Annotated in this window: 14 protein-coding genes; 13 read left to right on the forward strand and 1 reads right to left on the reverse strand. The window is 48.7% G+C overall.

Annotated features, from left to right (window positions below; translation table 11 throughout):
- Positions 1 to 640: 640 nt before the first annotated feature.
- A complete protein-coding gene (locus tag U1I11_RS06515) occupies positions 641 to 1,714 on the reverse strand; it encodes a M42 family metallopeptidase (RefSeq protein ID WP_322904849.1) in 1,074 nt (357 codons plus the stop codon).
- Between the two features lie 338 nt (positions 1,715 to 2,052).
- Here U1I11_RS06515 and U1I11_RS06520 point away from each other — a divergent pair, with 338 nt between their 5' ends.
- From U1I11_RS06520 to U1I11_RS06580, 13 genes are all read left to right on the forward strand, one after another.
- Positions 2,053 to 3,012 (forward strand): AAA family ATPase, encoded by a 960-nt coding sequence (locus U1I11_RS06520; RefSeq protein ID WP_322904851.1) that lies wholly within the window; start codon positions 2,053 to 2,055, stop codon positions 3,010 to 3,012.
- A 4-nt stretch (positions 3,013 to 3,016) separates the two neighbouring features.
- Positions 3,017 to 4,282 (forward strand): DUF58 domain-containing protein, encoded by a 1,266-nt coding sequence (locus tag U1I11_RS06525; RefSeq protein ID WP_322904853.1) that lies wholly within the window; start codon positions 3,017 to 3,019, stop codon positions 4,280 to 4,282.
- On the forward strand, positions 4,279 to 6,504 hold the full coding sequence (locus tag U1I11_RS06530) for a DUF4129 domain-containing transglutaminase family protein (RefSeq protein ID WP_322904855.1): 2,226 nt from the start codon (positions 4,279 to 4,281) through the stop codon (positions 6,502 to 6,504). Before U1I11_RS06525 ends, U1I11_RS06530 begins: the two co-directional genes overlap by 4 nt.
- Positions 6,505 to 6,666: 162 nt before the next feature.
- The gene (locus tag U1I11_RS06535; protein ID WP_322904858.1) at positions 6,667 to 7,194 is read left to right on the forward strand and encodes a YqeG family HAD IIIA-type phosphatase; all 528 of its coding nucleotides are present in this window, start codon (positions 6,667 to 6,669) and stop codon (positions 7,192 to 7,194) included.
- A complete protein-coding gene (yqeH, locus tag U1I11_RS06540; protein WP_322904860.1) occupies positions 7,191 to 8,318 on the forward strand; it encodes a ribosome biogenesis GTPase YqeH in 1,128 nt (375 codons plus the stop codon). The genes U1I11_RS06535 and yqeH overlap by 4 nt, the downstream gene beginning before the upstream one ends.
- A 54-nt stretch (positions 8,319 to 8,372) precedes the next feature.
- Positions 8,373 to 9,248, forward strand: a complete 876-nt coding sequence (gene aroE / locus U1I11_RS06545) for a shikimate dehydrogenase (protein WP_322904862.1) — start codon at positions 8,373 to 8,375, stop codon at positions 9,246 to 9,248.
- Positions 9,249 to 9,277: 29 nt separating this feature from the next.
- A complete protein-coding gene (gene yhbY / locus U1I11_RS06550; protein ID WP_322904864.1) occupies positions 9,278 to 9,574 on the forward strand; it encodes a ribosome assembly RNA-binding protein YhbY in 297 nt (98 codons plus the stop codon).
- A 99-nt stretch (positions 9,575 to 9,673) separates the two neighbouring features.
- Positions 9,674 to 10,267 carry a nicotinate-nucleotide adenylyltransferase gene (nadD, locus tag U1I11_RS06555; protein WP_322904866.1) on the forward strand — a complete coding sequence of 198 codons (594 nt, stop codon included), beginning with the start codon at positions 9,674 to 9,676 and terminating at the stop codon, positions 10,265 to 10,267.
- The gene (gene yqeK / locus U1I11_RS06560; protein WP_322904868.1) at positions 10,248 to 10,832 is read left to right on the forward strand and encodes a bis(5'-nucleosyl)-tetraphosphatase (symmetrical) YqeK; all 585 of its coding nucleotides are present in this window, start codon (positions 10,248 to 10,250) and stop codon (positions 10,830 to 10,832) included. Before nadD ends, yqeK begins: the two co-directional genes overlap by 20 nt.
- Positions 10,833 to 11,180 (forward strand): ribosome silencing factor, encoded by a 348-nt coding sequence (gene rsfS / locus U1I11_RS06565; RefSeq protein WP_322904870.1) that lies wholly within the window; start codon positions 10,833 to 10,835, stop codon positions 11,178 to 11,180.
- Positions 11,177 to 12,118 carry a CvfB family protein gene (locus U1I11_RS06570; protein WP_322904872.1) on the forward strand — a complete coding sequence of 314 codons (942 nt, stop codon included), beginning with the start codon at positions 11,177 to 11,179 and terminating at the stop codon, positions 12,116 to 12,118. The genes rsfS and U1I11_RS06570 overlap by 4 nt, the downstream gene beginning before the upstream one ends.
- Positions 12,119 to 12,311: 193 nt before the next feature.
- Positions 12,312 to 13,043 (forward strand): class I SAM-dependent DNA methyltransferase, encoded by a 732-nt coding sequence (locus U1I11_RS06575; protein WP_322905737.1) that lies wholly within the window; start codon positions 12,312 to 12,314, stop codon positions 13,041 to 13,043.
- 504 nt (positions 13,044 to 13,547) lie between these two features.
- On the forward strand, positions 13,548 to 14,672 hold the full coding sequence (locus U1I11_RS06580) for a GGDEF domain-containing protein (protein ID WP_322904874.1): 1,125 nt from the start codon (positions 13,548 to 13,550) through the stop codon (positions 14,670 to 14,672).
- Positions 14,673 to 14,935: the final 263 nt, after the last annotated feature.

Below are 14,935 nucleotides of genomic sequence, written 5' to 3' on the forward strand. Positions count from 1 at the left end.
ACGGAAGTGACCAACCTTTCTACATCGCTATAGGGAAGCGATCATAAAGGGCAGGCAAAGCTGGAATAAGCAGCATCACTAGCTTGGAATGAGCTAAAGGAATCATTTTATCTGGGGACATGATTCAGTATAATACAGCCACAAGCCCTATGTAATCGTCAAAAATTCTTATTTGCGATAAACAAATCATAGTTAATTAATGGAAAAATAGGTAATGTTATAGTCGATACTTCCTATTGCCGAAACAGACAGTACTGTCAGTGCTCCGAGCAATGTTGAACAGCTGTCAGCGCGCTGGCAAGAGGATCAAGTGAACAGGAGGTAAACGATGAAGTAAAGATGATATTGTGAACCGGTTATGATAAAATGAATCATTCCAATCTGTAGCAATCATGCGCTGTAACAAGCGCTGCGCAAAAGGTTACAATTTTTTAAAAAATATGCCGTTTGCCCTGCTATGACAGGATTAAAGTCGATAACTGTCGGGTATTACATGAATAACACACTTGCTCGCGAGTAACATTTGCAAGTGCCGGGAAAGTTGTGCAGGCTAAACGAATTATAACGATAGAAGTAATGCGGCTCATACGATGCTTTTTTATTGTAAACGGAAAGCTGTATGAGCCGCGGGACGCATTACTCAAGCACGTTCTACAAGCGTACGATATGTGGACGCATTCATGCCTTTAACAAGCTCGATCAGCAGCTGTTTGGCAGCATCATAGTCGTCGGTATGCATAATGGAAGCGGACGTATGGATATATCTGGCGCAGATGCCGATGACACTAGAAGGGATGCCAATGCCGCTCTGATGCACCGTACCGGCATCTGTACCGCCTTGGGAAATGTACGTTTGAATCGGAATCTGATGGCTGCTGGCGGTATCTTGGATATATTCGATCATGCCGCGATGGGTAAACATCGTCGGATCGTAAATGCGCAGCAATGCCCCTTTGCCGATATGTCCAAATGCATTGCGATCACCGGTCATATCATTGGCGGCACTGCAATCAAGCCCAAAGAAAATATCCGGCTGAATGAGCTGTGTTGCTGTACGCGCACCGCGCAAGCCCAGCTCCTCTTGTACGGTGGCGCCCGCATAGACGGTGCCGCCGAGTGGCTGTTTGTGCAGCGCCTCCAGCAGTTCGATTGCAAGCCCTACACCGTAACGGTTATCCCAAGCTTTTGCCATAATCTTTTTCGGATTTGCCATCGGTGTGAATTCGCATACCGGTACGATTTGCAGACCCGGACGAATCCCCAGCGCTTCCGCTTCGGCACGATCATCGGCACCGATATCGATGTACATGTTCCGAATATCGATCGCTTTGCTGCGTTCTTCCTGACTAAGCAAATGAACCGGCGTGGAGCCGACTACCCCTGTAATCGTTCCTTGATCGGTTACGATATGGAGCCGCTGTGCCAGCACCACTTGGTTCGACCAACCGCCTAGCGGCTGAAAACGCACAAGCCCCTGATCCGTCACACCTGACACCATAAAGCCGACTTCATCAAAATGCCCGGCGACCATAATGTTCGGGCCGGATGCGTCACCGCGCAGAACACCAAACAGACTTCCAAGCCGATCTTGCACAAATTCGCTCGTATACGCTGACATTTTCTCCTTTACGAGTTGACGCAGCTCGCGTTCAAAGCCTGATACAGCGGGAAATTCGGTTAATTGTTTGAAAAGTGCAACAGTTTGCTCGTTCATAATATAACAGTCTCCTTTAACGTAAAATGACTTATCACAGTATGCCTCTATTTGCTGCAAAAGTCCATTTTTTGACCACTGTTCAGATCAAAGCGGGATCGTCATTTTTCAGTTGTAACAGATGTATATGTAACCGTACTTGTTGCACGTAAAAGTGACTCTGTTCCATAGTTCATGTACAATAACAAATGATCCGACATGGATCGATATTGCGTATGTTGTGTTACAATCAGCACACGTTTCACAAGCGGAACCTCCAGCTGGCAGCGAACCGCAAGCCGCATTAGTGGCAACGACCCATTTGGAATTATGAACCCGAGGTAGGAGGTTTTCAATATATGCCAGTACGTAAAGAATCGATGCAAATTATTGCGGATATCCGCTCCAATCTGGAATCGTGCATTCTGGGAAAATCATTTGAAATCGAGCTGCTACTTACCGCATTGCTCGCTGGTGGTCATGTACTGATCGAGGATGTACCCGGCACAGGCAAAACGCAGATGATCAAAGCGCTCGCTAAATCGATGAGCGGTCAATATCGCCGCATTCAGTGTAACCCTGATTTACTGCCAAGCGACATTACGGGCGTATCGATCTTTCATCCAAAAGACGAGCAGTTTTATTTCCGTCCAGGCCCGGTCATGACGAACATATTGCTTGCCGATGAGATTAACCGTGCGACGACTAAAACGCAATCGGCATTGCTGGAAGTGATGGAGGAACGCAATGTGACGGTCGATGGTGAAACCCATCCGTTGCCCCATCCGTTTATGCTTTGTGCGACCCAGAATCCGATTGATTTTGAAGGTACGTATATGCTGCCGGAAGCGCAGCTTGATCGTTTTATGATGAAAATTACGATCGGTTATCCGGATGAGCAGACCGAGAAAAATTTGCTGCGTCAGCAGGGCGCAAGCGGGCAGCCGGTAGAACGTCTAACACCGGTAACCGATATGCAAAGCATCGCTGATATCCAGCAGGAAATTCGCTCGGTGCATATGGATGATTCGGTTAGCGATTATTTGGTCGGCATTATTCGTGCGACACGTGAGCATCGTTCGGTGCTGCTCGGAGCAAGCCCGCGTGCCACATTGTCGTTTATGATGGCGGTGAAGGCGCACGCGCTTATTCATGAGCGCGATTATGTGTTGCCTGACGATGTGAAGCGTCTAGCGCCGTATACGATCGCCCATCGCATTTTGGCGCGTCCGGAAGCACGGATGGAGCGGATGAGCGCTGAGCGCATTATGCAGCAAATTTTGGAGCAGGTTACCGCACCGGTATCCATAGGACAATAATCGTATGAGAGCATTATTCTCGTATTTGCGGCTGAATATGAAGTTGCAGCGTCAGCTATCCAAGCTATGGCTCGTCATGTTTGTGTGGCTCGGCTGCTTGCTGTATGTGCTGTTTCAAGGTGGCAAAACATCGGTCATGTTATTTTCGATGGTAACGCTGCTTGCATTATATTTAATCGTTGGCGGTTTTCGCGGTGTTGGACGTGCGCGTGGCAGCCGTAAGTTGTCGATTGAAGGCGATGAAGGTAGCGGCAATATGATTCATGCAGGTGATCAAGTACAGGTGAAACTCAATGTCACGATTCCGGGTTTTTTGCCGTTGCCGTATGTGATTGTACGTGAGACGCTAAAGCGTCATAACGGGGAATCATGGTCATTTGAAGAAAGTTTGATGCCGAGCATGAGAGGACGCGGTGAGCTGTTGTTTCAGACGCCGCCGCTGGAACGTGGACGGTATCGCTTTTATGCTACAGATTGTATTAGTGAAGATATTTTCGGCTTGCTGGAAAACCGTGGTACTTTTCATGCGCCAGGTGAGTTTATCGTCTTGCCGCGCACGATTTTTGTACCTTACTGGGAAATGGGTTCGCGTCATTCCAGACTAGGTGGACAGCAAACGTCCCAAATGCTATCGCGGCCGGAAACGAACCAGATCAACGGTGTGCGCGATTATGTGTACGGTGATCGCATTTCGCGTATTCACTGGAATGCGACTGCACGTACCGGTGTTTGGAAGTCGAAGGAGTTTGAGCATGAATCATTGCCCAAAACCGTGCTTGTGCTCGATGCAAACGCAGCGCATTACGAATCTGCCGATCATTTTGAACTGGCGGTATCGGTGACAGCATCGATGCTGGAATATGGCATGCGTGAGCGGATGGGGATGGGGCTGTTTACGATTGGAGCGCGGACAGAAGCATTTTTGCCTACCGATCATGCCGGTGAATGGCATCGGATGCAGCTTCATCTCGTTGATCTGCTCGCAGACGGTCAGGATGGATTGCTCAAAGGGTTGGAGCAAGGGGCGCGCAGTTTTCCGTCAGGTTCGTTATTTGTGCTGATCAGTCCGCTCGGTGGAGAAAAGGCATGGGAAGTGTTCCAGTTTGCACGGATGCGGCAAATGTTACCTGTGCAATTATTGATCGAAAGCGAACAGCATGAACAGCGCATATATGATTGGAATTTGACTGCCAGCGCACGCGGCGCGGTCTGTTATCCGCTTAGTCGGCTCGATCAGCTTCCAACCGTATTAGGAGGGAGAGCTCAATGAGGAAATGGTGGAGCGCAATCCGCAACTCCTGGTACTATTCGTTATGTTTATTATGGGTGCTTATTATCGCTTATCAGTGGATTCAATATGCAGATGCGATCTGGTATAAAGAAACGACGATGTTCGTGCTAGGCACGATGTTAGCGGTAGCGGTGATCGATATCGTGCTGCCGTTTAACGCCTGGTACAGATTGTTGCTTAAGCTGGTCGCGGTCATTGCCGTTGTGTATTATGCGATGCATACCCATGATCTGTTCACATGGAGCAGCGCGCAATCAGTGTCCGACAATCTAGAGGAATTTATCGGTACGCTGCGGACGTACATCTGGTTTGTCGTGGCAGCCTGGATGCTGCTGGAAGTGTCGGCGCGGATTGGCACATCACGGCGCGCGATCATTATGTTTGTCGGTACGAATATTGTGACGCTAGCGATTTTGGATTCGTTTACGAAAACAGCATTGTGGCAAGAGGTCGCCTGGGTAGTGTTCGCCGGGATGGGCTGGCTCGTCAGCAATCATTTTCGTTATTTTCAGGAGCGTTTCCCGCGTGGTTGGAAACATCTGCGCCGGTATCCGCTCAAAATTATGTTTAATATTGCGGTGATCTTTTCGGTTATTTTATTGATCGGTATCAATATGCCGGAAGTACAGCCAACGCTTAAGGACCCTTACACCGCCTGGAAAAACTGGCGCGGCGAATCGGTCATTACCGTCAATGGCTCGAATAATATGAACGGACAAGGTGGCGCTTCATCGGGGTACAGCCGTGAAGATTCCAATTTGGGCGGTGGTTTTAACTTTGATTATACGCCGGTGATGTCGGTTAGCACGACGAGCCGTAGTTATTGGCGCGGCGAGACGCGGCTTGCGTATTCAGGTAAAGGCTGGATCGATCGCTCTAGTAGCAGTTGGCGCGATTTGGAACCGATTCAGGCGGATGAGCTGTTATCGACAGAGGGCGAGCCTTCCAGCATTGAAATGCGCACCGTGAAGCAGCAGGTCAAAATGTTAAGCGATAAAGGCACAAATTATCCGGTGTTGTTCGGTGCGTATACGATCTCACGTATCGAGAGCGTAAATGGGCAAAACGATACCGACCAATTGGATTGGCGCAGCAATTCCGGTGAAGTGCATTGGAGTCAGACGAGACAAAATCGCAATTATCCGGAGTCATATGCACTCATCTCACGTGTCCCGGTCGTGCCGGTCGCCCAGTTAGAGAAAAAGACGTACAGCGAGCTGTACGATGGCAAATCGTTAGAGCCTTATTTGCAAATGCCAGCTGATTTCCCAGAGCGTGTGAAAAATTTGGCGCGCGAAGTAACCGCTTCGGCAACGACGCCGTATCGTAAGATCGAATTGTTGCAGTCGTATTTGAAAAACAATTATACGTACACGAACAATCCCGATCTGTCGCGTAAAAAGAGCAGCGACTTTGTCGATAGCTTTCTGTTTGAGATCAAAGAGGGCTATTGTGATTATTACTCTACTGCGATGGTTATGATGGCGCGCTCGCTCGATATTCCGGCGCGCTGGGTGAAAGGGTATGCTCCCGGACAAGCGTCCGGTTATGTGACGAGCGATTATTTTCCAGACGGTGCGACCGAATATACGGTGACAAATGCGGATGCGCATTCGTGGGCGGAAATTTATTTTGCCGATTATGGCTGGATTCCGATTGAGGCAACACCAGGCTTTGATATGCCGCTGCTAACCGAAACGGTTCAAACTCCAGCACAGCCGGAGCAAACGCCACAGCCGGAGCAGCAGCAACAACAGCCGGAACAAGAGCAAGCGCAAACGCCGGTACAGGCTTCCGAAAATGGCGCACCACCGGCTGTCATCTGGACAGCAAGCTTGCTTATCGCCGCATGGATCGGTTTCCTGGCGTTCCGTTATCGCCGCAAACTGCATGCCGCTTATGTGCGTCTACGCTATGGCGAGCCGCAAACATCGCAGCAGAAAATGATGCTGGAAGCGAAGCGCTGGCTGTCATGGATGAAACGGCATGGCATGAATCGTGAAGCGCATGAAACGCTACGCGAATCGGTCGCGCGTTGGCAGCAACAACAGCCTGAGCTGCAACCTGCGCTAGTTCCGTTGCTACAATTGTTTGAACGGGCGAAGTATAGCCCGAACGTCGTAACCGAAGATGAATATGCGACGATGAAACAGTATGTGCATGATTTACGAAAGTTGTGGCGTAATGCGTCTACAAAGTAGTATAATGGATACGGTGTGCATAGGCTGACATGATCAAGCCTGAAACCGCCATAAATAAAGCTTCATACGCTCGTAAATAGCGCCGCTTTTGCGGCGTTTCTTTTTGTCAGAGTGGTTAAATTTATGGTATAGTTTGTCGTATGAAATCGAGGTGAATATAGCTTGTTTGAAATGCTCATTCCAAAATTGCGTGTAAACACGGTCTATGATATCGATCTGGAAAAGCTGTATGCAGACGGGTACAGAGGAATTATTACCGATCTGGATAACACATTGGTCGGCGCGAAGGCGCCGGATGCCACACCGGAATTAATCGAATGGTTCGCCACAGTCAAAAGATATGGCTTCGAGCTGATTATCGTTTCCAATAATAATATGAACAGGGTTTCCCTGTTTGCGACTCCGCTGGATATCAAGTTTGTGCATGCTGCACGCAAGCCTTCCAATGCGCCATTTCGCAAGGCGATGAAGCTGATGAACTGTCGTGACGACCAGACGATCGTTGTGGGCGATCAGTTGTTGACCGATGTATACGGCGGCAACCGACTCGGCTTGTTCACTGTGCTTGTACTGCCGATTGCGCTAGGTGATGAAGGCTGGCGGACCCGATTTAACCGTCAGGTGGAACGGCTGGCAAGGCTAAGACTTCGTAAAAAGGGCTTATGGGCCGAGGAGGAACGCAATAAATGACTGAACAAAGCGGCTTGACCGCTGGAACCAAATGCAGCGGCTGTGGAATCGTGCTGCAAACCGAAGCAACGGAACTGCCGGGCTATATTCCGGCGCAGGCGCTGGAGCGCACACCGCTGCTCTGCCAGCGCTGTTTCCGTATACGGAATTACAATGAATCGTCGACGGTAACGGTTGACCAGAACGAGTTTCTGCGCCTGCTAAGTCAGGTGGGAGACAAGGATGCACTGGTGATCCACATTGTCGACCTGTTCGATTTTCACGGTAGTGTGATCTCGGGGTTACAGCGTTTTGTTGGCAACAACCCCGTCATTCTCGCAGTGAACAAAACGGATTTGCTGCCAAAGGTAACCAACTGGAACAAAATTCGCAACTGGGTACAAAAGGAAGCAAAAGAGCTTGGTTTAAAAGTCGAAGACATTATTTTGTGCAGTGCGAAGCAAAATCAAGGCTTTGATCGTCTGCTGGAAGTGGTCGGTTTTCTGCGTGGCAAGCGTGATGTGTACGTTGTCGGCGCTACAAATGTCGGCAAATCGACGCTGATCAATCGCTTGATTGCCGACTATAGCGATCTGGAGGAAGAACTGACCGTTTCCCGCTATCCGGGCACAACGCTTGATACGGTTAGCATTCCGCTTGATGATGGACATGCGATTATCGATACACCGGGGATCGTGTATGAATCTCGCTACACCGAGCTGGTGCATAAACAGGACTTGGCGGCATTGATGCCGGACAAACCGCTCAAACCGGCGGTGTATCAATTGAACGCAGGACAGTCGCTCTTTTTCGGCGCGATGGCACGCTTTGATTTTATCGAAGGTGAACGTCAGTCGTTCACTTTTTATATGAACAATCGTCTGCATATTCACCGTACGAAGCTGGATCGTGCAGATGAGCTATTTCAGCAACATGGCGGTGAAATGCTAGCTCCGCCAACAAAGCAACATCTGGCTGAACTGCCGGCATGGACGCGTCATGAGCTGCGTATACCTAAAGGCAAATCGCTCGATGTGTTCATTTCCGGGTTGGGTTGGATTAAAGTCAATAGCGATCAAGGTGCGCTCGTCGCTGTTCATCTGCCAAAAGGCGTAAAAGTGATGCTGCGTCCATCGTTGATCTAATCGAAATCACGTTAAACGAAATCGGTATTTTCAATACAGTTCAGGAGGCGAACGATGATGAGTCATCATCCACATATTCATGCCCCGCTATTGCTGGGCGTTATCGGTGATCCAATCGCTCATTCCAAATCACCTGCGATGCACAATGTTGCATTGGAAGCGGCTGCTTTGCCCGGTATGTATGTGCCGCTGCATGTGAAACCGGAACGGCTTGCCGCAGCGGTTACCGGTGCGATTGCGCTCGGTTTCAGCGGTTTCAATGTGACGATTCCGCACAAAGTTGCGATTATGGAACTGCTAGATGAGCTGGACGAATCGGCTGTGCAATGCGGTGCGGTCAATACGGTCGTGATCCGTGACGGACGAACAAAAGGATACAATACCGATGGCATCGGCTATGTGCGTTCGCTGAAGGAACAGACCGGTGCACTGTCCGGCAAACATGTGACCGTGCTTGGTGCGGGCGGTGCGGCACGCGGCATCATTTATGCGCTGCTCAAAGAGCAGGTTGCGGCAGTGACCGTATTAAATCGTACCGTCAGCAAAGCGGATGAACTAATCGCGCTCTTGCATACCGAAACCGGGGCGACGATGATGAAGTCCGCGCCGTATGATGAACTGCAAGCTAGTCTGGCGGCAACCGATATACTCATTAATACGACCTCTGTCGGTATGCACCCGGATACGGACGCTTCCCCGGTAGATAGTGCACTGCTTACGGAACATATGATCGTTAGCGATCTGATCTACAATCCGCTCGAGACGCGCCTGTTGCGCGAGGCGAAAGCACGCGGTTGCACCGTTGTGGACGGGCTGGGCATGTTCGTTTATCAAGGTGCCTATGCGTTTGAATATTGGACCGGAGTGGACGCTCCTGTATCGCTCATGCATAGTGCGGTATTGGAAGCGCTGAATCATGAACAACATTAATTACGAATAACGAATATAAGGGGATACCTATGTTAACTGGAAAACAAAAACGTTACTTGCGCAGTCAAGCGCATCACTTGGACCCGATTTTCCAAATCGGTAAAGGCGGCATGAATGAAGGCATTATCCGCCATGTGGTCGATGCGATTGAAACGCGCGAGCTGATGAAAATATCGGTACTGAACAACTGTCTGGATGAGCCGAAGGAACTGGCACAACAACTGGCAGAAGGCGCAGGCGCAGAGCTGGTACAAGTGATCGGACGTACGATCATACTGTACAAAGAATCAAAAGATCACAAACAAATCGAGCTGCCACGAGCGTAAATTTCGCGTGCAGTCTCAACCTCTGTTGCCGCCATCTGGTCTGTCAAATATTCCGGTCTGTTGCGGCACAGCGATTACAAACGATGCGGTGGTGGATTCATGAAAGTCGGTATTATGGGAGGCACGTTTGATCCGGTGCATATCGGTCATATGCTGGCAGCCGAGGCTGCACTGGAAGGGTGTGCGCTGGATGAGGTCTGGTTTATGCCGTCTCATATTCCTCCGCACAAACATGCTGCCGGTGCTTCCGGTGCACAGCGTTTGCAGATGGTAGAGCGTGCAATCGGTACGAATCCGGCGTTTCGTACGCTTGATATCGAGCTGGAGCGCGGCGGCGTATCCTATACGATTGAGACGATCCGTGCGCTGCAGGAGCGATATGGAGAGCATGAATTCTTTTTTATTATCGGAGCCGATATGGTGAACTCGCTAACCGAGTGGCATGGGATCGAAGAATTGGCACAGCGGCTGACCTTTGTTGGTGTAGGGCGTCCTGGGTCGGTCATTGACAAGTCGAAAATGCCAATCTATTTGCAGCCGCGTGTACAGCTGGTCAATATGCCACAAGTTGATATCTCATCCACCGATATTCGTGAACGATTGCAAAACGGGCAGACGATCCGTTATATGGTTCACGATCATGTGTATGACTATATTAAGGGGAGCGGAATATATGAAGCTGACACGCGATGAATTGATTCAATCCGTTTCCGCTCAAATGCCGGAGAAACGCTGGCGTCATACCGAAGGTGTGATGCAATCGGCAGTACTGCTTGCCAAGCGGTATGGAGCTGATCCGGTAAAGGCGGATTTGGCAGCGATTTTGCATGATGTTGCCAAATATTGGCCTAGTGAGCGTCAGGAGCAATTGTTACGCGACAAAGCGCTGAATGATGAACTATTGCTGTATGACAAACCGCTCTGGCATGCCGAAATCGGTGCATATGTGGCAGCGGTTGAATATGGCATCGATGATGAGGAAGTGCTAAACGCAATTCGGTATCATACATCCGGCAGGGTCGGTATGACTTTGCTCGAAAAAATTATTTGTTTGGCGGATTATATTGAACCTGGACGCGATTTCCCTGGTGTCGATCATATTCGTCGCCTGGCGGAAACAAGCGTTGAAGCGGCGCTCGTCGCCGGTTTTGACTCTACGATCAATCTGCTGCTCGCGCGTAGACAAGTCATTTATCCGCTGACCGTATTATCGAGAAATGATCTAGTCAAACAACTTGAATTGGAGGGAAAACTTTAAATGGCATTAAATCCAGAACAATTAATGCAGCTGGCAGTAGATGCGGCTGAAAGTATAAAAGCTCAAGATATGGTGGTGCTCGACCTGAAAGGAATCTCGCTCGTGGCAGACTATTTTGTCATCTGTCATGGTAATTCCGATACACAGGTACGCTCGATCGCTGCTGAGGTGCGCAAGCGTGCGCATGAAGCGAATGTGAATATTCGTGGTATGGAAGGCGTTAACGCTGCACGCTGGGTACTGATTGACCTGGGTGATGTAGTCGTGCACATTTTCCATCGTGATGAGCGTGAATATTACAATATTGAACGCCTCTGGTCTGACGCCAAAGTGGTGGGCACCGTATGAGTTTGGAAGCAGGTACGATTGTTAGCCTGAAGATCGGGCGTGAAGTATCGCCGTACGGCTTCTTCCTGACCGATGGTGAGCAGGAAGTGCTGATGCATTACAGCGAGATCGTTGGCAAAATTAAAGTGGGCGAAACGGTGGAAGCGTTTATTTTCCATGATACCGAAGATCGTCTGACCGCGACGATGAAAAAGCCGTTGCTAACGCTCGGTGAGCTGGCGAAGCTAAAAATTGCCGATCTGCATCCACGCCTTGGCGCATTTCTTGAAATGGGTCTCGGTCGTCAGTTGCTGTTGCCGATGAGCGATCTGCCCGAAAAGCCGGAGCTGCGTCCGCAGATCGGTGATGAAGTGTATGTCGTCTTACAGCATGATCGTCAAGGACGTTTGCTAGCAAAGCTGGCTGGTGAAGAAGAACTGACTGAACATGTGTTTCATGCACCAACGAGCTGGATGAATCAATGGGTCGATGCGCTTGTGTACAAGCCATTGCAAATGGGCAGCTTTGTACTGATCGAAGGCGGTGTGCTCGGTTTTGGCGCGATCGGTCTCATTCACCAAAATGAGCGTAGCCGTATGCTACGGCTTGGTGAAAAAGTAAGCGTGCGTGTAACCCAAGTACGTGAAGACGGACGGGTAAATCTATCCATGTTACAGCGCAAGGAAGTAGGACGCGATCAAGATGCGGAGCGTCTGCTTGCCTTTATGGAAGAACGTGAAGATAAAGCGATGCCGTATTCGGATCGCACGCCGCCCGATGTGATCAAACAGCGCTTTGGCATTAGCAAAGCTGCTTTCAAACGCGCGCTAGGCAAGCTGATGAAAGAAGGCGTCGTTGTGCAAGATCAGAACTGGACTCGTCTGGCAAGTCATAGTGACGCTGCCGCTGCGCAAGCTAAGCCGGATGCACAGCAAACGAATGAAGGCGAACAAGCCTGATCGATCATAATCGGTAAACTCGATGAGTGATAACGAGTAAAATGGAAAGGCATGAACGGCTTTGATTGCGGTTCCTGCCTTTCTGTTTTTGTATGTACAGCTTTTATACTTACAAAACGCCGGCAAACGGCAACAAGGAAGGACGGTTGAAACCGTGTCATATCGCAAGTTTGCTTATGTGTACGATGAATTGATGGACGATATGCCTTATCCGGAGTGGTTGCGCTTTGCGCGTGAAGTATGGGACAAATACGGTATGCCACGTCAGATCGCTGAGCTTGGTTGTGGTACAGGTAGCATTACGATCCCACTTGTCAATGCTGGCTTTCGGGTGACCGGTATTGATCTGTCTTCAGATATGCTATCGATCGCGCGTGACAAAATGGAATCAACGCCACAAGGACATCGACTGTTTCAGGATGGACAGGTACAATGGATTTGTCAAAATATGACCAATTGGGAATTGGCAGAGCAGGTCGACAGTGTAATTTCATTTTGTGATTGCGTAAATTATTTGACCGAGCCGGAAGATGTAGTGCGTACGTTACAGGCGACGTATCGCGGGTTAAAGCCGGGTGGCACGTTTATATTTGATGTGCATCATCCGAATACATTGCGTCGTTATGAGGAAGAACAGCCGTTTATGCTCGATGATCGTTCGGTATCGTATTTGTGGACATGTCAATATGATGCGGCACGTACGGAAATTGAGCATCATCTGACCATTTTCGCCCGTACCGGTGACGAGCAGCATGCATTGTATGAACGCTTTGAAGAAATTCATGTACAGCGTTCGTATGCGCAGGAATGGTTAAGTACAGAGCTATATAAAATTGGTTTTCGTGATGTGAAATGTTATGCCGATTTCACCTGGAATGAGCCGAACGAAGAAAGTGCACGCTTGTTCTTTGTGGCGATAAAATAGGCGGTAGACGGTGATAACTGTGCTTATGAAAAGGTATGTATGATCGGCTGCATCGTCAGAGGGAGCATATTAACCGTATATACGCCAATGCGTACCCACATCGGCATGCGAAAACGTTGACACAGACAGGTATCAACCGTATACACGCCAATGTGCAAATCGCTCTGTATGGGCAGAAACGGAATCAATGTGGCGTATTAACTGTATACATGCCAATGAGAAGGCGCATCGTTCGTTAGGATGCGATAGGTGTGACGATGATGGCAATTTCGTTGTGCAACGAGTATGATCTGTCATTGACGGTTACAATGATAGCGTATGACTACTTCAAGCTCCTGCGGGAGCTTTTTTCATAGGAAGGCTTTAATTTTGGCATAATTAACCGATATAATTGGAATATACATACCATAATACTTGTGGTTGTTCGGAGTGAAATGATAGTAAATGTAGCGATACGATACAGTTTCAATTGCACTCTACTACAATGAATAGGGTGGGCACTGCATGCATACGATTATACAAACACTGTTTAACAATTTAACTTTTTTAACAACCGCTTTATTTTTTGGCAATTTGATTTTGAAGCTGGCGGACAAAAAGCTGGGCAAGACAAGATGGGTCGCTCCGGTGATTGGCGGAATGTTTAGCGGGTTGATCGGGATTGTGATGATCACCTATTTTTCGATTGGCATTCATATTGGGGGCAATTCGCTCATGGTCGATTTTCGGCAATTGGCTGTGTTGTTTTCCGTTTATTATGGCGGTGGCTGGGCAGGGCTGATTGCGGCAGCGATGATCGGGATTTATCGTCTGTTTTTCGGCTCGTTTCAGTTTAGCGCTTGGATCGGATTTGCCAATATTATGTTTACGTATATACTTGCTGCCACAATGATGCGCCATGCGCGGCAAGTGTCTTTTTGGATATGGGTACGTACGCTAATAGGGGCGCTGCTGTTATACATTGTATCGGTGACGATCATTGGTGCATTGTTTCATTCGTATGCACTGCATGCGCTGTTTGGGTTCTTTTTCGTGCTTGCCGGTTTGTTCGCCTATTATATTATTCGTTATTTGCAGCGTGCCGATGACAATTTAGTCATAATGCGGGATGCTGCCAATCATGATTTTTTGACCAAATTGTACAATTCGCGTTCATTTGATCGTTTGTTTCGGCTAACTACGCAGCAGGCACAGGAAAATGATGATTCATTTGCGCTGCTTGTCGTCGATATCGATCATTTTAAACATGTGAACGATCAGTACGGGCATTTAAATGGGGATATCGTGCTTGTGCAGGTAGCGGAATTGTTAAACGATACGGTGCGGCAAAGTGGCTATTGTGCGCGCAAGGGTGGCGAGGAGTTTGCAGCTATTTTGACAATGAGCACATCGCGCGCAGCGCTCAATATGGCAGAACAGATGCGGCAGCGGATTGAACAGCATATCTTTAAACTGGATGGCGGGCAGCAATTGCAATTGACCGTATCGATCGGTGTGAGTGTGTATCCACAGCAAGCGCCCAAACAGATGTTTCAGGAAGCGGATCGGGCGCTGTATTATGCAAAGGAGCATGGGCGCAATCAAGTATGTTTGTCGACGGAGTTAAACAGGGATGTGTACGCAAACTGAGGTAGGATGTAAGCAGCCACCACTGCGGTACGGAATAAGCGGACAGACTCCCATCTCGCACCATTTGGATGAGATATTTGAATAATTATCTTGTATAATATTTATTTGTAATTTTACTTTAGGCGATAGGCTGTATCGTGTATGACAAAAAAGCAGATAGTGTTCTATTGAAGTGACCCTAATCTTTAGCAATTAGCTAATGATTGGAGTGCAATTCATAGAACAATATCTGCTTTTGGTTTGTTTAATCATGTGATCATTGC

The sequence above is a fragment of the Paenibacillus campi genome, assembly GCF_034659835.1.
Classification (GTDB): Bacteria; Bacillota; Bacilli; order Paenibacillales; family Paenibacillaceae; genus Saccharibacillus; species Saccharibacillus campi.

Coding starts and splice junctions, on each gene's coding strand:
- U1I11_RS06515 (WP_322904849.1), bottom strand. CDS start 1,714: ATGAACGAGCAAACTGTTGCACTTTTCAAACAATTAACCGAATTTCCC.
- U1I11_RS06520 (WP_322904851.1), top strand. CDS start 2,053: ATGCCAGTACGTAAAGAATCGATGCAAATTATTGCGGATATCCGCTCC.
- U1I11_RS06525 (WP_322904853.1), top strand. CDS start 3,017: ATGAGAGCATTATTCTCGTATTTGCGGCTGAATATGAAGTTGCAGCGT.
- U1I11_RS06530 (WP_322904855.1), top strand. CDS start 4,279: ATGAGGAAATGGTGGAGCGCAATCCGCAACTCCTGGTACTATTCGTTA.
- yqeH (WP_322904860.1), top strand. CDS start 7,191: ATGACTGAACAAAGCGGCTTGACCGCTGGAACCAAATGCAGCGGCTGT.
- aroE (WP_322904862.1), top strand. CDS start 8,373: ATGATGAGTCATCATCCACATATTCATGCCCCGCTATTGCTGGGCGTT.
- yhbY (WP_322904864.1), top strand. CDS start 9,278: ATGTTAACTGGAAAACAAAAACGTTACTTGCGCAGTCAAGCGCATCAC.
- nadD (WP_322904866.1), top strand. CDS start 9,674: ATGAAAGTCGGTATTATGGGAGGCACGTTTGATCCGGTGCATATCGGT.
- yqeK (WP_322904868.1), top strand. CDS start 10,248: ATGAAGCTGACACGCGATGAATTGATTCAATCCGTTTCCGCTCAAATG.
- rsfS (WP_322904870.1), top strand. CDS start 10,833: ATGGCATTAAATCCAGAACAATTAATGCAGCTGGCAGTAGATGCGGCT.
- U1I11_RS06570 (WP_322904872.1), top strand. CDS start 11,177: ATGAGTTTGGAAGCAGGTACGATTGTTAGCCTGAAGATCGGGCGTGAA.
- U1I11_RS06575 (WP_322905737.1), top strand. CDS start 12,312: ATGGACGATATGCCTTATCCGGAGTGGTTGCGCTTTGCGCGTGAAGTA.
- U1I11_RS06580 (WP_322904874.1), top strand. CDS start 13,548: ATGCATACGATTATACAAACACTGTTTAACAATTTAACTTTTTTAACA.